At 40.7% G+C, this 17,643-nt stretch carries 17 protein-coding genes; 8 read left to right on the forward strand and 9 right to left on the reverse strand.

Translation table 11 applies throughout. The annotated features are described in order from the left end of the window. Window positions 1–45: 45 nt before the first annotated feature. The 6 genes from L3V77_RS08010 to L3V77_RS08035 form a co-directional block, all read right to left on the reverse strand. A complete protein-coding gene (locus tag L3V77_RS08010) occupies window positions 46–1,152 on the reverse strand; it encodes a phosphoribosylaminoimidazolesuccinocarboxamide synthase (protein WP_275136532.1) in 1,107 nt (368 codons plus the stop codon). A gap of 303 nt (window positions 1,153–1,455) precedes the next feature. Continuing rightward, complete coding sequence (locus tag L3V77_RS08015) at window positions 1,456–1,866, reverse strand: hypothetical protein (protein WP_275136533.1); 411 nt, start codon at window positions 1,864–1,866, stop codon at window positions 1,456–1,458. 198 nt (window positions 1,867–2,064) lie between these two features. After that, window positions 2,065–2,253: a hypothetical protein gene (locus tag L3V77_RS08020; protein ID WP_195703180.1), complete on the reverse strand. Its 189-nt coding sequence runs from the start codon at window positions 2,251–2,253 to the stop codon at window positions 2,065–2,067. Between the two features lie 134 nt (window positions 2,254–2,387). Next, window positions 2,388–3,239: a DnaJ domain-containing protein gene (locus L3V77_RS08025; protein ID WP_275136534.1), complete on the reverse strand. Its 852-nt coding sequence runs from the start codon at window positions 3,237–3,239 to the stop codon at window positions 2,388–2,390. A 73-nt stretch (window positions 3,240–3,312) separates the two neighbouring features. Beyond that, window positions 3,313–3,996, reverse strand: coding sequence for a DUF2786 domain-containing protein (locus L3V77_RS08030; RefSeq protein WP_195703182.1), 684 nt, complete (start codon window positions 3,994–3,996; stop codon window positions 3,313–3,315). A gap of 150 nt (window positions 3,997–4,146) precedes the next feature. Continuing rightward, entirely contained in the window at window positions 4,147–4,827 is a 681-nt protein-coding gene (locus L3V77_RS08035; RefSeq protein ID WP_195703183.1) for a DUF3334 family protein, read from the reverse strand. Window positions 4,828–5,060: 233 nt separating this feature from the next. On the opposite strand from L3V77_RS08035, the gene L3V77_RS08040 reads away from it, so the two are divergent. Continuing rightward, window positions 5,061–8,099, forward strand: a complete 3,039-nt coding sequence (locus L3V77_RS08040; RefSeq protein WP_275136722.1) for an FAD-binding and (Fe-S)-binding domain-containing protein — start codon at window positions 5,061–5,063, stop codon at window positions 8,097–8,099. Between the two features lie 85 nt (window positions 8,100–8,184). Beyond that, window positions 8,185–8,646: an isoprenylcysteine carboxylmethyltransferase family protein gene (locus L3V77_RS08045; RefSeq protein ID WP_275136536.1), complete on the forward strand. Its 462-nt coding sequence runs from the start codon at window positions 8,185–8,187 to the stop codon at window positions 8,644–8,646. A 59-nt stretch (window positions 8,647–8,705) separates the two neighbouring features. Here L3V77_RS08045 and L3V77_RS08050 read toward each other — a convergent pair whose 3' ends face one another. After that, a complete protein-coding gene (locus L3V77_RS08050; protein WP_275136537.1) occupies window positions 8,706–9,431 on the reverse strand; it encodes a DUF3581 domain-containing protein in 726 nt (241 codons plus the stop codon). A 144-nt stretch (window positions 9,432–9,575) separates the two neighbouring features. After that, window positions 9,576–10,295, reverse strand: coding sequence for a murein tripeptide amidase MpaA (gene mpaA, locus L3V77_RS08055; protein ID WP_275136723.1), 720 nt, complete (start codon window positions 10,293–10,295; stop codon window positions 9,576–9,578). A gap of 179 nt (window positions 10,296–10,474) precedes the next feature. Between mpaA and L3V77_RS08060 the strand changes: the two genes are divergently transcribed. The 5 genes from L3V77_RS08060 (at window position 10,475) to rplT (ending at window position 15,565) form a co-directional block, all read left to right on the forward strand. Continuing rightward, the gene (locus tag L3V77_RS08060) at window positions 10,475–12,106 is read left to right on the forward strand and encodes a peptide ABC transporter substrate-binding protein (protein WP_275136538.1); all 1,632 of its coding nucleotides are present in this window, start codon (window positions 10,475–10,477) and stop codon (window positions 12,104–12,106) included. A gap of 287 nt (window positions 12,107–12,393) precedes the next feature. Next, window positions 12,394–14,322, forward strand: a complete 1,929-nt coding sequence (gene thrS / locus L3V77_RS08065; protein WP_275136539.1) for a threonine--tRNA ligase — start codon at window positions 12,394–12,396, stop codon at window positions 14,320–14,322. Between the two features lie 30 nt (window positions 14,323–14,352). Further along, window positions 14,353–14,877, forward strand: a complete 525-nt coding sequence (gene infC, locus L3V77_RS08070; RefSeq protein WP_269213776.1) for a translation initiation factor IF-3 — start codon at window positions 14,353–14,355, stop codon at window positions 14,875–14,877. A 102-nt stretch (window positions 14,878–14,979) separates the two neighbouring features. Beyond that, window positions 14,980–15,174 carry a 50S ribosomal protein L35 gene (rpmI, locus tag L3V77_RS08075; RefSeq protein WP_275136540.1) on the forward strand — a complete coding sequence of 65 codons (195 nt, stop codon included), beginning with the start codon at window positions 14,980–14,982 and terminating at the stop codon, window positions 15,172–15,174. 37 nt (window positions 15,175–15,211) lie between these two features. Beyond that, the gene (rplT, locus tag L3V77_RS08080; RefSeq protein ID WP_275136541.1) at window positions 15,212–15,565 is read left to right on the forward strand and encodes a 50S ribosomal protein L20; all 354 of its coding nucleotides are present in this window, start codon (window positions 15,212–15,214) and stop codon (window positions 15,563–15,565) included. 167 nt (window positions 15,566–15,732) lie between these two features. Here the strand turns inward: rplT and L3V77_RS08085 are convergent, their stop codons facing one another. Beyond that, window positions 15,733–16,191, reverse strand: a complete 459-nt coding sequence (locus L3V77_RS08085; protein WP_275136542.1) for a GNAT family N-acetyltransferase — start codon at window positions 16,189–16,191, stop codon at window positions 15,733–15,735. A 249-nt stretch (window positions 16,192–16,440) separates the two neighbouring features. Here L3V77_RS08085 and L3V77_RS08090 point away from each other — a divergent pair, with 249 nt between their 5' ends. Then, on the forward strand, window positions 16,441–17,547 hold the full coding sequence (locus tag L3V77_RS08090; protein ID WP_275136543.1) for a GGDEF domain-containing protein: 1,107 nt from the start codon (window positions 16,441–16,443) through the stop codon (window positions 17,545–17,547). The last annotated feature ends 96 nt before the right edge of the window (window positions 17,548–17,643 follow it).

Below are 17,643 nucleotides of genomic sequence, written 5' to 3' on the forward strand. Positions count from 1 at the left end.
ATTTGTGTCCCTTTTGCATCTCAGTTGTTAACGTCACATTATGTTTTAATCGGTTATCAGATCATAATCTGCTCGTAACACATCAATAATTTCTTTCTTCGGGTTATCACTCATGTGAATTTTTTGCCCCGTTATTTTTTCAGCGATACCGATATAGACTTCTGACACTTTAGTTATCGCCTCGACTGGCAGTTTATTGTTCTTTGCGAGTGCAAATCGTTCATCCATACGCGCTTTATTTAATAATATATCGGGGTCAGGAAAATAATTCAGCAAGAATTGTCTAAAACCTTCTTTAGAGTTCTCGACGATATTTCCTTTTTGATACTCTGCTTTATCCCAAATTCTGGACGAATCAGGCGTACCGACCTCATCCATGTAGATGAGTTTCTCATCACCTTGACGGTCAATGACATAACCAAATTCAAATTTTGTATCGACAAATATTTGACCCACATCACTCAGCGCAGAGCTAATGACATTGAACCCTTCTTTAAGCAGTTTCTCGTAGGTTTTGATATCACTAGATTGAGAGAAGTTGAAGGCGGCAAAACTGTCTTCTATGTCTTGGCGAGAGATATTCACGTCGTCAGCTTCAGGAACATTGGGTATTCCTTTAAGAACACCTTTGGTTGACGGCGTAATGAGAAGCTCAGGCAGTGATTTATCTTTTTCTAGGCCTTTAGGAAGTTGAATACCACAGAATTCATTTTCGCCTTTGTCATAAGCTCGCCACATAGAACCGGTAATATATTGGCGACAAATTGCTTCAATCATTACTGGTTTTGCTTTTTGGACTATCCAAACAAACGGGTGAGGGATATCCAATATATGACTTTCAGCCAGGCCATTCTCTTTAAAGAGTTTAAACCAGTGATTTGAGATAGCGTTGAGTGCTGCTCCTTTGCCGGGAACGCCTTTCAATCCACCTTCCGCTTCCCAAATGCAATCGAAAGCTGAGATTCTGTCACTGATTACCATGATGGCAAGTGGCGCGTCAGATGCGACATTGTAGTTTTTTTCTTTGATTAATCGCTGGCTATCTTCTTCAGTTAACCAGTAGACGGAACGTACTTTTCCGCTATGAACAGGTTTGTTGGTACGGATTGGAAGATCATCATTAACAGCGAGAACTTGATCAGAGAGACTCATCGAGACATTCCTTGGTAGAGGCTTCAAATTATGGGCGCATAATACCAGAACTAGAATGGACTGCCACTGAAAAAGCAAACGATTGCGCAAAATAGATGTATTAATACCAATACGAATGGTGTCAATAGATCTATTTCATAAGGTGTTATTACTATTACTAGCTAAAATATGGAGCAAACACTACGTGCTAAAAATAGCACTAAAAATTTATATTAAAATCAAGTCGTGAGTCGTATTGATTTTGCAGTTCCAAATCAACTGTTAACGACACACGCGAATAGCGGGAAGGCTAAAGCATGACGATTAATGACATAAATAACTTGGCTCTGATTGCTCATTTAAGAAAAACACAGCGCAGTTTCTTAACTTGGCAACCGTGAGAATCCTTGCTCGTGCATGTAGATCTAAATTTGAGCTTGCGACTACAGCACTTGCTGTTCCCGCTTCAAAAGCTTTAATAACAATCTCTTCTTCAGAATATTGATTAGAAGGCTTCAAATGAATCACGTTGGTGCAATTGATTTTGTGTTGAATCAATTCAGATTGCATTGGGCGAGGGCAGTTTGCCGTATATAAGATCCACTGTTTTTTTCGAGACAGCTTTGCCAATTTAAGATATATGCCATCCGAAAAATAAGAGCGCTGGTTGAGCTCTGTTGTCGGGTTCAATGCCGCTACTGTGTCGGTTGTGTTATCAATGTTTAGTTGAAGCATAATACTGTCTCTCTGTACATACTGTATAGATACACAGTAGTCCGTATTTGATCGGCATGCAAGTATTTTTTCGCTGATTTTATAGGCGAATCAGACAATTTTTAGACAAAGGACATGAAAAATAAGGGCTTTAGCTGAATTATAGATATAAAAAAAACCGCATTTGCGGTTTTTAATTGGAGGATAACGACTGGTTTTTTATGCTCGTATGCTCACGGCTGCTTTATTTCTTAATGCAATTTCGTCAATGTTGAATAAATTGACATCGATTTTTGCCATGTCATTACAGCTTTCACAGGAGTGGTGATATTTACCATCAACATAGTCATGGCGGATCAACATACTATATCTGTTGCACCAATCGCAGTTTCCTTCAGTGTTAATCATTACATTCTCTCCAATGGCTTTATGCAATTATATCCAATCGACCAAATGAATGGACAATTTAGTACAATGCTATTTTTGGGCAGTATTATGACATATCTGGAACTTAAATGTTAAATATTTGTTACCCACTGGCGTTATCGTTGTTTAAGATAAGTACTAATGACTTTTATTGCGCTATTTAATCGCTTCATTTCTTCGTCGCTGCCGTTAGCGTCAGGGTGATAAATACGGCTTAATTTCTTGTATCTTAATTTTATTTCTTTTTCACTAGGTAAGTGGTTTGGGTGGTAACCAAGCACAGCACACGCAAGCATAGTGCTTTGGTCTACATTGGTTTTTTTTATTTCGATTTGATTTTGTTTTAGCTGTGAATGCGCTGCGGTTAAATGCCTTTGAAGCGTTTTAATCTTTTTGCTTTGATGATGTAGCTGATTGTCTAACTGAGTCTTCTTCTCGCCTTGTCTACGCGTAATTCGACGCCTTATATACCCATACGTAACCACGCTGATCAGAATAAAAAACGTAACGATGATATCACTGTTGATTCTGTTCTTATTATGATTAGTGGATTCAGCGGCGCTCGTTATGGACTGTTGAATATCTTGGTCTATCTGATCATCAAGTATTGTTATTGAGGAGAGTTGTTTGGATTTTCGATTATTAAACTGAGCTTCTAATACCCGAGCATAGCCCAACTCCGCCTCAGTAACATCGTTGTTGCTGCCTACTAAATACCAGTTTTCAGCGATAGGTAGCGATTGGAAGCTTTCGCTATCGATAGATTCGAAAAGATTACCGAGAAGAACAGTAGCTTCTCCATTTCCCAGCGTTGCCGCTCTAATTAGCCAATAATGACTTTCTTTGAATTTTTTCTCTTCTTTATATGCAATCGAAAGCTCTAATTGTGCTTGGCTGTCCCCAGACTCTGCAGTAGTAATAAGATTTTCGTCGATCGCTGCGGTGACGGAATATGAGAGTGTGCTCATGAGGAGACAACAAACTAACCAAACAGACCTAAAAAATATCATGTTGCTATCCCACGTATTCCAATGTATATGGTTACTCAAGCATTTTTGGTGCTTTGGCACCATCGACAGGCCGATTGACCGATAGTTTGCGACCTTTTTTTAATCCTACTTCGTAGTCTTTTGTGATGTTCTTCATCGCGTCTCTTAGTTGTTGCTTAAAAGTTTCACGATCGATGTTTTTGAATTCACGGTCAATATAGTTGTTGATTTTGTTGTTTGAATCGTCGTCGGGTGCAATTTCAGGTAATTTCTCTAGAGCGCCTTCTACCCAACCAGACACAAATGAGTTTACTCTGCGTGTGACTTCCGTGTTGCTGGTCCCGGTACCAGAAAAGCTATTTCTAAACTGGCCAGTGTGTTCGTTCATTTCTCGATAGATAATGTCGAAAGCAAATGCGGCAAAAATGGCGCGATCAGCTTCTCCTATAAATTCTACGCGTTTAAGTCCTTTATGGTTTAAGAGAACAGCTTCAACACCAAACTTAGTGTTGATACCACGAATTACTCTTAATATAGTGGAACTAATACTGGTTGGTAGCAGATGGGTAGATTGGGTTTTGCCCATCTTAATGAATTCAATATCGTCTTTATCCAGACCATATTTGATCATTAGGCGATGGGCCATTTTAATTGCTTGTGCAGCCTCGTTTACATTGGCTGAGTTACCTAACTCTAGGCATTTTGCAATTTTCTTTAGCGCTTTCTGCTTATCCATGAACCTACTTAAAATAGAGTGCTTAACTTCGAAAAGTCGACTATTTTACCTACTTTTGACTCGGAGATAAAGGAGAGCTTTGATATAGAAGAGTAATAAAAAACCGTCTTTCGACGGTTTGCTACGAGTAGGAAGACAAATAATGTCTAACTATATCCCTAGTTCATCTAATAAATCGTTTGCAGAATGGTTTGATTCCACCTCTTCAGATTTCGTCTTGGCTTTTTTATTTTGCTCTTGTTCTAGAATAAGATCAGGGTCAGAACTTTCTTCTAACTCAAACTCTTCCATTTGAATAAACTCGGTTTTATCCATCGCTAGTTCTAAGTAGAAAATGTTATTGCCTTCTGTTGAGAACGTTACGCGTCTAGCTTGGGGTCTATCTAAGTTAGTATCGATAGAAATAAGAACCTGCTTATTGATTGCGAGCATTTTAGGTTGGTTTTGAGTAATGTTAGTTTTTAGTTCTTTACGGATTTTATGCGTAAAGTCACCAACCAGTTGGTTCATCAATTCACCTAATACGTCACCCACTTCATCTGAGGTGTGAAGTATCGCGAGCTCTTCTTCTGGCATACCCATGTTGCGCATGTAATTGGTGTAAATTTCTAATGCGGACTGTGAGGTAAAGTTAGTGACAACCAAACCAGAAAAACCACCATCGAATAAGACAAAACAACCAAAATCCGGTCGTAAGCAGGTCTTATTTATTTTTTGTACCATAGCTGAGTATTTTATGTCGGTATTGGTCGCCGTGCTCAAAACGCCTGAAACAGATTGGCAGAGCATAAGCAAGATATCTTCGGTAGTGATGACTTTATTTTTTTTCATTGTGTCTATTCTTATATTGATTTCACATTAGTTGTTATTGATTATGAACAAAAATATCGACTAGGTCATTAGGAATAGTGTTTTGTTCAAATGTCAGATGAGGTAAAGTGACCCAAATCATAATTTTAACACTTAAGCATCCCCTTAACTGTAGGATACAGTGTAGGTAGAGGGCAGGAAGCACAATGTCTAGCAATGCAGATATGTCTAAAAACGTAAAATCAGTGACCAGAATGACACTACCCCGGTTAGAGAACCAAAATAGTGTTGACCCGGTTGTATTAAAATACTTGGACCAGTTAGCTACCCAAGGTTTTACTGGTGATATGGAATCTCAATACTCGAGCCGTCTCGCGGTTGCAACGGATAACAGCGTTTATCAACAATTGCCACAAGCGGTTGTGCATCCAAAAACGACTGCCGACGTTATCCTTATCGGTAGGTTAAGTCAGCATCCAGATTACGAGCGCATTACTTTTTCACCTCGAGGTGGAGGAACAGGGACTAATGGTCAGTCGTTAACCAAAGGCATTGTTGTCGACTTGTCTAGACATATGAATAAAGTGTTAGAGGTTAACGAAAAAGAAGGATGGGTTAGAGTACAAACTGGCATCATAAAGGATCAACTTAATGATGTTGTCCGTCCATATGGCTACTTTTTCTCTCCTGAACTGTCAACCAGCAACAGAGCGACACTTGGCGGTATGATTAATACCGACGCTTCAGGCCAAGGCTCTCTTCGGTATGGTAAAACCTCTGATCACGTTCTTTCATTGCAAGCCGTGTTTGCAGACGGATCAGTCTATGAGACAGATAAGTCTCATGGGGGGAATGAAATAGGTGAGTATGCTTACAACGCCTATCAAGTAACGGAACAAGTATGTCGAGAGAAAAGAACACAAATAGTTGATAAGTTCCCACCATTAAATCGATTCTTAACTGGCTATGATTTAAAAAATGCGTTGAGTGAACAAGGCGAGTTTGATTTGACTCGTGTGCTGTGTGGTTCGGAAGGATCATTGGCTTTTATAACCGAGGCCAAATTAAATCTTACCCCAATCCCTAAGACAAGAACCCTAGTCAACGTAAAATATAATAGCTTTGATTCTGCACTTAGAATGGCGCCGTTTCTTGTAGAAGCTAACGCCTTGTCTGTGGAAACCATTGATTCAAAAGTGCTCAATTTAGCGAAAGAGGATATTGTTTGGCACTCTGTTAGTGATCTGCTTCTTGATGTACCAGACAAAGAAATGCTTGGTATCAACATTGTAGAGTTTGCAGGAAATGATACAGGAGTCATCGTTGAACAAGTTGCTGCCTTAACGGCGCAACTCGACCTGATGCTCACAAATGACGAGAGAGGACTGATAGGCTATCAAGTCTGTGAGGACTTAGCGAGTATCGGTCGTATATACGGCATGCGGAAAAAAGCCGTTGGTCTGCTAGGGGCAATAAAGGGGAGAGCGAAACCCGTTCCTTTCACTGAAGACACGTGTGTACCACCAGAACATCTTGCCGATTTTATTGCGGAGTTTCGTGAGCTATTAGATAGCAAAGGACTATATTACGGAATGTTTGGCCATGTCGATACTGGCGTACTTCATGTTCGTCCAGCGCTTGACCTTTGTGACCCTTTACAAGAGGCTTTGATGCAGGAGTTATCTGATCGTGTTGTTGCTTTAGTTGCCAAGTATGGTGGCTTGATGTGGGGAGAACATGGAAAAGGTTATCGCTCAGAATATGGGCCGGAATTCTTTGGCGAGGAGTTGTTTATTGAACTCCGTCGTATAAAAGCGGCGTTTGACCCAATGAACAAAATGAATCCAGGAAAGATATGCACACCATTGGATAGTAGTGCTGAACTGGTAAAAGTGAGTGATACAAAACGGGCGTTTTACGACCGTCAAATTAGCGTTACAGTAAGAGATAGCTTCAAGCAAGCAATGGAGTGTAATGGCAACGGGCTCTGCTTTAACTACGATACCAGTTCACCAATGTGTCCTTCTATGAAAGTGACAGCAGATAGAAGGCAATCGCCTAAAGGTCGTGCAGGACTTGTTCGTGAGTGGCTTCGTCAACTGACGGAGCAAGGTATTGATATCCTCGACCTAGAAAATGAGACGTTGAGTAAGAACCCAACAATTAGCGTAATGGTTGATCGAGTAAGAAATAGCCTAAACAAACGGCACGAATATGATTTTTCACATGAAGTGTATGAGGCAATGAACGGCTGTCTAGCGTGTAAGGCTTGTGGCACTCAGTGCCCAATTAAAGTTGATGTGCCGAGTTTTAGATCTCGTTTCTTAAATATCTACTACTCTCGTTATCAGCGCCCAGCGAAAGATTACCTCGTCGCAAATATTGAAACGATGTTGCCGCTAATGGCAAAAGCACCCATGGTAGTAAATGCGGTTCTAGCCCAGAAATGGGTACAAGGTTTAACGGCAAAAACAGTGGGGTACATTGATGCGCCTTTGTTATCAAAACCGACATTGAAGCAACAACTTGCCGATAATAATAACGTTAAATTTGATATTCAAAAACTAGCGCAACTTTCTAAAGAAGACAGAGATAATCATGTGCTTATCGTACAAGACCCATTCACCTCTTTTTACGATGCAGAAGTGGTCGCCGACTTTGTTGTTTTGCTTGAAAAACTTGGAAAACAACCGATTCTGTTACCGTTCAAACCAAATGGGAAAGCACAGCACATAAAGGGGTTCTTAAAACAGTTTACGGGCACCGCACAAACAGCGGCAAGTTTCTTAAATATGGTCTCTGACTTGAATATTCCAATGGTTGGTGTTGACCCAGCTCTTGTGCTTTGTTACCGCGATGAGTACGTTGATATTTTGGGAGAACAAAGAGGGGAGTTTCAAGTGCTGAATTCCCATGAGTACCTGATTGACCAACTTGATAGTCTAAAGGTTGGTGAACCATCAAATGAAGCACCGTGGCATCTTTTTGCACACTGTACTGAGAAAACACGATTGCCAAACGCCGAAAAAGAGTGGCAAACAATTTTTAAATTTTTTGGCGGCGTGCTAGAGAGCGTGTCTGTAGGTTGTTGCGGGATGGCGGGAACATTCGGACACGAACAAGACAAGTACCAGATGTCGAAAGATATCTACAATTTGAGCTGGGGAGTTCAGATGCAGCACTTAGACAAAAAACGTTGCTTGGTCACAGGATATTCTTGCCGTAGTCAGGTCAAGCGATTGGAGCATGAGAAGATGAAGCATCCGGTGCAGGCTCTACTGCTAATGATTTAGCTGAAAATTGTACTCAATAATAGTCGTTCAACTAAACAGGTTGACAATGGTATTTGTTAATGTGTAAGAAACTGGGAACCAAGATATGAAAGTGTTAGAACTGAAAGTACCACCAGTATTTGTGTTCCTAGTGTGCCTTTGCCTTATGTATTGGTTTCACTCGTTAAGTGCGTTATTTACTATCGGCGTTCCGATTTCAAACGTTGTCCTTGCTATCTGTTTTGTTGGGGCTGGCTATTTTGGTCTTAGTGGAATCTATGAATTTAAGAAAGCAAAAACATCGGTACATCCGGTCGATATCAATAAGACGACATCGGTAGTAGATACAGGCGTCTATAAACTAACCCGAAACCCTATGTACTTTGGTTTACTGCTACTTTTGTTTGGTTTTGGCTACTGGTTACAGGATCTCTCCAGTTTGGCAGTGTGCGTTCTATTTGTAATGTACATGAACCGGTTTCAAATTGGCCCTGAAGAGAGGCACTTAACAAGTAAGTTTGGCAAGGGTTATACGGATTACCAAAACAAGGTTAGGCGTTGGATTTAGCCAAATAAAAACCCCCGTCACATAGTGAAGGGGGTTTTTATTTAATACGATACTGAGAATTAAGCTGTGATAACAAACTTGGATAAAAATGCGTCTTTACATTCAATAAATCGAGAGACCAGATCATCCACTGCAGTATGGTCATATGGACGTAATCCACTTGCGACCATTCGCTTGACCCCTTTACCTACTAATTGACCATCTTCTTTAAAATCAAAGTTGAGAGTGACGATACCGCGTTTTCCTGCAACATCAAACGTCGCACCTGAAAACTCAACCGCTGGATGATGGAGATCTAAACGAGAAAACTCTATCTCCATACTTTCATAGATAACCAATGGACGTTGGCAGTTGATCATCATTTTTTGTTGTTCCATCAAAGGAACCATGATGTGAGGGAAGTTCATTCCAGAAAACTGTACGTAATTTTTAACGACATGTTCAATTAACTCTGCATCGTGACTCACTTCACCTTCTCGGTTCATATGCAGATATTCTTTACCATTTTCATCTACAACCGCACTTTCATTTTCGCACTTGTTCTCTACTTGAAGCGCAACGCCATCATTGACCATGCCAGAAAAATCGAAACGCATCTTTTGGCTGATCCCTTCTTTTTTAAGTAAGACAGCAAAAAGAAGATCGCCAGGTACGCAAAAACGTTTGTTATCTTCGTCGTGAAGCGGGTTAAAATCGCCGGCTACTTTTTTTGCAAAGTGGCTCGCTTGACGTCGAGTAAATTGAAATTTCTGGTTAAGTACTGAAAAATAAGGAGTTAAAAACATAATTCTCTGCTAGTCGCTAAAAACAGATTAATTATATACAATTTTTTTTGTGACAATGGTCTAATCAGTGAGTTTTGACCAACAACTGTCATTCAATAAATGTTAATGGTCAATGAGATCACGAGTTTAAGAACTTAGCTAGAGTCAACCGAGTAATTCTATTGTGCTAGAACTCAATAATTGGGTTAATGCAGCAAGATAAGTTTCGCTTGAATCGTCGGGAGACACGGCGGGTAACTCGACGGTTACACAAGGTAAGTTATTCTCTTTGCACCATGTTCCGAATGAGCCCGGTGTTTCATAACCAACATTTGGAACCACTGGAAGATTGAATCTATTTGATAACCAATGGGCAAGGTGGGACATATTTGGATCATCGATACAAGCAAGAGGCTCGTGAAAGCTTATAGAAAATAAAGGTTTTAGTTTAGTAATCAAACTAATTAACCCCTCGGTTTCCGGTTCTGGGCTCGTACCGTTACGGGTTTTAATCGTCACATCTCTTGTATTTGCTCTGCCGTTCCAGCGGTAGACAGTATCTTCAATTAATTGATTCCGTGTTGGGAAGTTTCGGTTTAGATCAACGTAGTTAGCATTCGAGCGTGTTCCTAACTGATTGCCATCGGGATTAACAGATAAGATGACATGGTGTTTTTGTTGGTTTTCAACAAGTGTGCGTAGTGCACATGATAACGCTGAAATTGAGGCCGTTTCATCACCATGAGTTCCGGCAAAAATTAGGCCCGCCTGATCGACATCAACTTGAGCAGGGAAATATAACAATGGGGCACCATGAACAGAGTGACCATATAAAATCGGTTCAACGGTGAATGTTGCTCTATCAGAACGCTGTCTTAATTGTATCATTAGCCTTTCCATTTTTTAATATGTGAGCTTTACCCTAAACGACGCCCCACACAAACTGATATATTTACATCTCGTAATATGTCATAGAGATATAAACAATATCATTATGGTTTGTCTATATATATCAATTAGTCAATGCGTTATTTAATATGTGCATCAACATTCAAGGATGACCAATGGAAAACAAGTGTAAAACCCCTCTCTCAATACTAACGAGTGTAATTTTGTCGATCGCCTTTTCTGTACAAGCAAAAGCAGCCAATGTGCCAGAAGGTGTGTCACTCGCAGAAAGACAGGTTTTGGTAAGAGGCAATGATGCAGAAGCTGCGACGTTAGACCCTTTACAAGCAGAAGGGATGCCAGAAATGCATATCCTACGAGACTTGTTTGAAGGGCTAGTTATTCAGGATGAAAATGGCAAAGTAATCCCCGGTGTCGCCGATAAATGGGAAAATAAAGGAAACCAAGTCTATACATTTCATCTTCGTCAAGATGCGCGTTGGTCTAATGGTGACCCTGTCACTGCGGAGGATTTCCTGTTTAGTTTACTACGAGTCGTTGATCCAAATTTTGCCTCTCCCAACGCGTGGTATTTGAAGCTGACAGAAATAAAAAATGCCAAAGCGATAATTGAAGGAAAAATGCCAGTAGAATCATTGGGTGTAAAAGCGTTAGATGCCTATACCTTGGAATTTGAATTGGACAAACCGGTTCCGTACTTTATCGCCATGACCGCACATACTGCGATGATGCCACTCCATGCTAAAACAGTATTATCTAACGGTGATAAATGGGCTAGGCCTGAAACCATGGTTTCTAACGGTGCGTTTAAGCTTACTGAATGGGTGATTAACGAACGTATCGAGTTGGAAAGAAATGAAAACTATTGGGATAACAGCAATACGGTTTTAAACCACGTAACTTATATCCCGTTTGAAAACCAAAATTCTGCACTTAATCGATATAAAACTGGCGAAGTTGATATGACGTCAGATGTACCAGCACAGATGGCGATAAAGATTAAAGAAACCTACCCAGATGACTACCGTGTGACACCTTTGCTATGTACCTACTACTATGCCTTTAACACGCAACACAAACCATTTGATGACCCAAAAGTACGTAAGGCTGCGGCGTATTCAATCAAGCGTGATGTGATAACGAATGGAATTACGAATGTCGGAAATGCACCGGCATTTACCTTCGCGCATAAAGATGTTGCGGGCTTCAAAGCGACTTTACCGGATTATGCCAAATTGAGCCAGACGGAACGAGAAAAGCAAGGTGCATTATTGGCTAAAGAAGCCGGTTTTGACGAACATAACCCAATTAAAGCTAAGCTTTTATATAACACTAGCGAAAGTCACAAAACCATAGCTATTGCCATTGCGTCTATGCTCGATAAAAATCTAGGGGCACAAATAATGCCCGAAAACCAAGAATGGAAGTCATACCTGAGTGCTAGGAAATCGGGTGATTTTGATATCTTAAGAGCATCGTGGTGTGGTGACTACAACGAAGCCTCTACTTTCCTAAGCTTGTTTACGTCTGATAATGAACGAAACTACGCTTTTTACAAAAATAGCGAGTACGATTTAGCGATTTCTAAAGCTCAGATGGCGACCAATGAAAAAGAAAGGAATCTGTATTACGATCAAGCGGAATCTATCCTCGCTAAGGATATGCCAATAGCACCTATCTATTTTTATATGCAAGCTAGGTTAGTAAAATCCACGATTGGTGGCTTCCCAATGCATAACGCAGAAGGTCGAATCTATTCCAAAGACCTTTACATTAAAGCCAAGTAGCACCAATATTCTAAACCGGGCATAGGGACAAACTATGCCCAGTCTTTTTAAGAGTAGTCTCCCTGTATTGATCAGAATATCCACTGTGAGAACAATCCGATTGCTTATTCGGCTAAAAAGTTGAATTAACGGCATATTCACACTATGCAAATCTAAATTTAGCGAGTAAAATCCCTCCCTTGATGAATATCCGGTATACGTATTACTGATAGATATTCACCAAACCAAACTTTATTATAAATTAGCATGTGTTGCTTGGTACGCAACACCACTGTGAAGGATATATCATGCCAGTAATTACTCTTCCTGACGGTAGTCAGCGTCAATTTGACAACCCTATTTCAACAATGGACATCGCCGCTTCAATTGGTCCCGGTCTTGCTAAAGCGACCATCGCTGGCCGATTAGATGGCATTCGTGTCGACGCTTGTGACCTTATCGAAAATGATGCAAGTTTAGAAATTATCACGACAAAAGATGAGAAAGATGGTTTAGAAATCGTACGCCATTCATGTGCACACTTACTTGGGCACGCGATTAAGCAGCTGTTTCCAGCCGCTAAAATGGCAATTGGCCCAACGATTGACAGTGGCTTTTATTATGATATCGATTTAGAGCATTCTCTTACTGAGGAAGATCTTAAAGCGTTAGAAAAGCGCATGAAAGAGCTTGCTAAAACCAAATATCAGGTTGTTAAGAAGAACGTTAGCTGGCAAGAAGCTCGTGATACTTTCGAATCTCGTGATGAAAGTTATAAGATTGCGATCTTAGACGAAAATGTAGCTAAAGATGATCGTCCAGGTCTTTACCACCATGAAGAATACGTAGACATGTGCCGTGGTCCTCATGTACCGCATATGGGCTTTTGTCAGCACTTTACGCTTTTAAACGTGGCTGGCGCTTATTGGAGAGGTAATAGCGACAATAAAATGTTGCAGCGTATTTATGGTACGGCTTTTCATGATAAGAAAGCGCTAAAAGCGCACTTAACTCGTTTAGAAGAAGCCGCCAAGCGTGACCATCGTAAAATTGGTAAGCATTTAGACTTATTCCACATGCAACAAGAAGCACCAGGAATGGTCTTCTGGCATCATAATGGCTGGTCAATTTTCCGAGATTTAGAAGTATTTGTTCGGACTAAGCTTGATGAGTACGGTTACCAAGAAGTAAAAGGTCCATTGATGATGGATCGTATTCTTTGGGAACGTTCTGGTCACTGGGACAAATATGCGGATGCTATGTTTACAACTAGTTCTGAAAACCGTGAATATGCTATTAAGCCAATGAACTGCCCTGGGCACGTTCAAATATTCAACCAAGGTTTGAAGTCTTATCGTGATCTGCCGTTACGTATGGCTGAGTTTGGCTCTTGTCACCGAAATGAACCATCAGGTGCGCTACACGGCTTAATGCGAGTACGTGGCTTTACACAAGATGATGCCCACGTATTCTGCACAGAAGAACAGATTCAAGAAGAAGTCACTGAATGCATCAAGATGGTGTATGATGTATACAAGACATTTGGCTTTGAAGAAATTGAGGTCAAGCTTTCGACACGTCCTGAAAAACGTGTAGGTAGCGATGAGATTTGGGACCGCTCAGAAGAAGCGCTCAAAGAATCTTTAGAAAACCTTGATATTAAATATGAAATCCAAGAAGGTGAGGGCGCATTTTATGGGCCTAAAATCGAATTCACATTACATGACTGTTTAGATCGTGCATGGCAATGTGGTACAGTACAACTCGATTTCAACCTTCCTGGTCGTTTAGGGGCAACTTACGTTGGCGAAAACAACGAAAGGTTGATTCCTGTAATGATTCACCGTGCGATTTTGGGTTCATTAGAGCGTTTTATCGGAATTCTTATTGAAGAGTACGCAGGATTTTTCCCGACGTGGTTAGCACCTGAACAAGCCGTTATCATGAATATTACGGACAAACAGGCCGATTACGTTAAAGAAGTTGTAAATAAATTGCAAAAATCGGGAATTAGAGCAAAAGCGGACTTGAGAAATGAGAAGATAGGCTTTAAAATCCGCGAACACACTTTAAAGCGTGTACCGTATCTGCTTGTTTGTGGTGACCAAGAAATGGAAGCCGGAGAAATTGCAGTACGAACTCGTAAAGGTAAAGACCTTGGTAAGATTAAAGTTGAAGACTTTATAAGCTATCTTCAAGTTGAGGTTTCTACCCGTAAGCTTAATCTGGAGGAATAAACTATTAAAGGCGGAAGACGCGGCCAGCAAGTGGCCAAACCAAACCTACACCGTTTAAACGGTGAAATTCGTGGCGTACGTGAAGTACGTCTAACTGGCGCAGATGGTGAGCCAGTAGGTATCGTAGGTCTTGCTGACGCATTAGCTACAGCAGAAGAATCTGGTATGGATCTCGTAGAGATCAGTCCAAACGCCGAGCCACCAGTCTGTCGTGTTATGGATTATGGCAAGTTCCTCTTCGAGAAGAGCAAAGCTGCAAAAGAGCAGAAGAAGAAGCAAAAGCAGATCCAGATTAAGGAAATAAAATTCCGACCTGGGACTGATATTGGAGACTATCAGGTAAAACTACGCAACCTGACCGGTTTCCTAGAAGAAGGCAACAAAGTGAAGGTAACAATTCGCTATCGTGGCCGAGAAATGGCACACCCAGAGATCGGTGTCGACGTTCTTAATCGTTTGAAAGTAGATACAGAGGAATTAGCTGTTGTCGAATCTTTCCCAACGAGAATAGAAGGCCGTCAGATGATCATGGTGTTGGCCCCTAAAAAGAAGTAATTAAAGGCCTGCAAGTAGTATAGTCTCGCAGCTTATGTTGCGGGATTTTATTCGCCCTAATTACTATGTTTATTAACAACTAACAATGCGGAGTTATTCATCATGCCGAAGATGAAAACCAACAGAGGTGCTGCTAAGCGTTTTAAGAAAACTGCTGGTGGTATAAAGTTCAAGCACGCTACAAAACGTCACATCCTGACTAAGCGTACTACTAAGAACAAGCGTCAACTACGTCCTAACGCAATACTTCCTAGATGTGAAGTTGCTGCTGTTAAACGTATGTTGCCATACGCTTAATTCTTTTTAGTTTTATTAATAGTTTAGGAGAGACATAATGCCTCGCGTAAAACGTGGTGTACAAGCACGTGCATCCCACAAGAAAGTTCTAAAGCAAGCTAAAGGTTACTACGGAGCACGTTCACGTGTTTATCGTGTAGCTTTCCAAGCAGTTACAAAAGCTGGTCAATATGCATATCGTGACCGTCGCAATAAAAAGCGTCAGTTCCGTCAACTATGGATCGCTCGTATCAACGCTGCTTCTCGTCAAAATGGTCTATCTTACAGTCGTTTAATTAACGGTCTTAAGAAAGCATCTATCGAGATCGATCGTAAGATCCTTGCTGATATCGCTGTATTCGACAAAACTGCATTTGCAGTTTTAGTAGAAAAAGCGAAAGCTGCTCTTTAATTAGACAGTTATACAGACTTTAAAAAAGAGACCTTCGGGTCTCTTTTTTTTGTCTATAAATCACGATAAAAGGCTTAGTAGCAATGCCACTCAATAATGGGTTAGACGGAAAGGTTCGCACACGGATGTTTCAAGCGGATTGAAACATCATATCGGAACAAGTCTACTTAGTTTGTACTTCGTTTTTGACCAACGGTTTGCGGGCGTATTATTTTCTCCATAGAGATATGTTCAATATTCGCCTCGACATATTGCGTGCCAAACGGTTTAAAGCCTAATCTGGTGTAGAACGATTCAGCATGGAGTTGGGAGCCTAAATAAATTCGCGAATATCGATTCTCAATGGCGTATTGCTGTAGTGCTGCGATTACCTGCGAACCTAATCCTAATCCTCTGTGCGTCCTAAGTACGGCAACTCTTCCAATATGTCCATCCCCAAGCATTCGGCCTGTCGCAACAGGGGTATCTTCTACGAAGATAAGGGCATGGATGGCGACGATATCTTGACCATCAAAATCAATACTAGGATCCACATTTTGTTCGGAGGTGAAGACAGTATTTCTTATAAGTTGAATCTGTTTTTCGTTGTCTTTAGTCAACGCGCCACAGAATATTTTTTTCATCATTTGGTCAGCCGGGTCATTATAGTTAAAATAGGAAACAAATTTTTCAGATCGTAGCCTCAAGTGCTGAGGTCTAAGCACCATGCAACAGTATCTTACCCAACCACCGTGTTCATTGCGAAATATTCCTTTTCGAAGTAATAAAAATCTAATTATTATTGAAGATAAAGTGAAAAATTATATCTTGTTAATATCTTCTCCTTTTTTTATTCCGTACTATAAGAAACAGAAGTCATAAGCGAGGAGCACCAGATGCAGTCATTTCAATGGGATAAGAATTTTGAAACGGGTATCAAGGAAGTCGATGAGCAGCATCTGTATCTTGTAAAACTTGTCAATAAATATGGGGAATTAACGACACAAAACGATTTCTCAATTCTGGAAGCAAAGCGGGCACTGAAAGAGTTATCTGATTATACCTCTTATCATTTTCATGAAGAGGAAAACTTAATGAAACGAGTGGGTATTTCTCAAGGGCATTTTGAGGGCCATTGCCAATCTCATCAAAAATTCATTGACGATGTAAAAGAGTTTTCAGAATCTTTGCGACTGGAAAATGACGACCTGTCTAAACAGCTTTTAGATTTTCTCGTTCAATGGCTGGTTTACCATATTTTAGGTAGTGACCAAAATATGGCGAGGCAATTGATTGCCATTGAAAGTGGTTTGAGCCCTGCACAAGCTTTTGAAAATGAAGAGCGTGAACATGATGAGGCGATTGGTCCTCTATTGACTGCATTGAAAACCTTATTTGAGCAAGTTTCGGCTCGCAATAAGGAGCTAATACTCTTGAATCTGTCTCTGGAAGATAAAGTCGATCAGCGTACTAAGGAATTATCATTAGCGAATAAAAAGCTTCAAGAGTTATCGTACTCCGACACGTTAACCAAACTGCCTAACCGCCGATTCGCAATGAGAGAGATCGGTATGCAATGGGATAAAGCACGAGTTGAACAATTACCCTTAGTTTGCATGCTTGTCGATGTGGACAAATTTAAGCAAGTTAACGACACCTGTGGTCATGATGCTGGGGACGCAGTGCTCGTCGAGCTTTCGACTGTTCTGAAGCGGAGTTTTAGACCCCAAGATTCAGTCTGTCGATTGGGTGGTGATGAGTTTATTGTTATCTGCCCGGAAATAGATCTACGACAAGGGTTATCTTTGGCACAAACCGTTCACGAACAAGTGAATAAAATCCGCCTACCTTATGACGGATATTGTTGGGAAGGGAGTATCAGTGTCGGGGTAGCGGCGTTATGCGAATCGACTAGAGATGTCAGTGACCTAATTAAGTTGGCCGACGATTCAGTATATATGGCAAAAAGCGCAGGCAAGAACTGTGTGCGGTCAGTACAGTGATTTATAGTGTGTAAAAGGTGTCTATATAGGGTATCAGTTACATAATAGGCGAGGGTAAATCGTTAATTACAAAATAATTGGCAACTAATTGAATGA

The organism is Vibrio sp. DW001 (genome assembly GCF_029016285.1).
Taxonomy (GTDB): Bacteria; Pseudomonadota; Gammaproteobacteria; order Enterobacterales; family Vibrionaceae; genus Vibrio.

Excerpts from the sequence above, each read along its gene's own strand:
- L3V77_RS08010 (WP_275136532.1), bottom strand. The coding sequence starts at position 1,152 with ATGAGTCTCTCTGATCAAGTTCTCGCTGTTAATGATGATCTTCCAATC.
- L3V77_RS08015 (WP_275136533.1), bottom strand. The coding sequence starts at position 1,866 with ATGCTTCAACTAAACATTGATAACACAACCGACACAGTAGCGGCATTG.
- L3V77_RS08020 (WP_195703180.1), bottom strand. The coding sequence starts at position 2,253 with ATGATTAACACTGAAGGAAACTGCGATTGGTGCAACAGATATAGTATG.
- L3V77_RS08025 (WP_275136534.1), bottom strand. The coding sequence starts at position 3,239 with ATGAGCACACTCTCATATTCCGTCACCGCAGCGATCGACGAAAATCTT.
- L3V77_RS08030 (WP_195703182.1), bottom strand. The coding sequence starts at position 3,996 with ATGGATAAGCAGAAAGCGCTAAAGAAAATTGCAAAATGCCTAGAGTTA.
- L3V77_RS08035 (WP_195703183.1), bottom strand. The coding sequence starts at position 4,827 with ATGAAAAAAAATAAAGTCATCACTACCGAAGATATCTTGCTTATGCTC.
- L3V77_RS08040 (WP_275136722.1), top strand. The coding sequence starts at position 5,061 with ATGACACTACCCCGGTTAGAGAACCAAAATAGTGTTGACCCGGTTGTA.
- L3V77_RS08045 (WP_275136536.1), top strand. The coding sequence starts at position 8,185 with ATGAAAGTGTTAGAACTGAAAGTACCACCAGTATTTGTGTTCCTAGTG.
- L3V77_RS08050 (WP_275136537.1), bottom strand. The coding sequence starts at position 9,431 with ATGTTTTTAACTCCTTATTTTTCAGTACTTAACCAGAAATTTCAATTT.
- L3V77_RS08060 (WP_275136538.1), top strand. The coding sequence starts at position 10,475 with ATGGAAAACAAGTGTAAAACCCCTCTCTCAATACTAACGAGTGTAATT.
- thrS (WP_275136539.1), top strand. The coding sequence starts at position 12,394 with ATGCCAGTAATTACTCTTCCTGACGGTAGTCAGCGTCAATTTGACAAC.
- rpmI (WP_275136540.1), top strand. The coding sequence starts at position 14,980 with ATGCCGAAGATGAAAACCAACAGAGGTGCTGCTAAGCGTTTTAAGAAA.
- rplT (WP_275136541.1), top strand. The coding sequence starts at position 15,212 with ATGCCTCGCGTAAAACGTGGTGTACAAGCACGTGCATCCCACAAGAAA.
- L3V77_RS08085 (WP_275136542.1), bottom strand. The coding sequence starts at position 16,191 with ATGATGAAAAAAATATTCTGTGGCGCGTTGACTAAAGACAACGAAAAA.
- L3V77_RS08090 (WP_275136543.1), top strand. The coding sequence starts at position 16,441 with ATGCAGTCATTTCAATGGGATAAGAATTTTGAAACGGGTATCAAGGAA.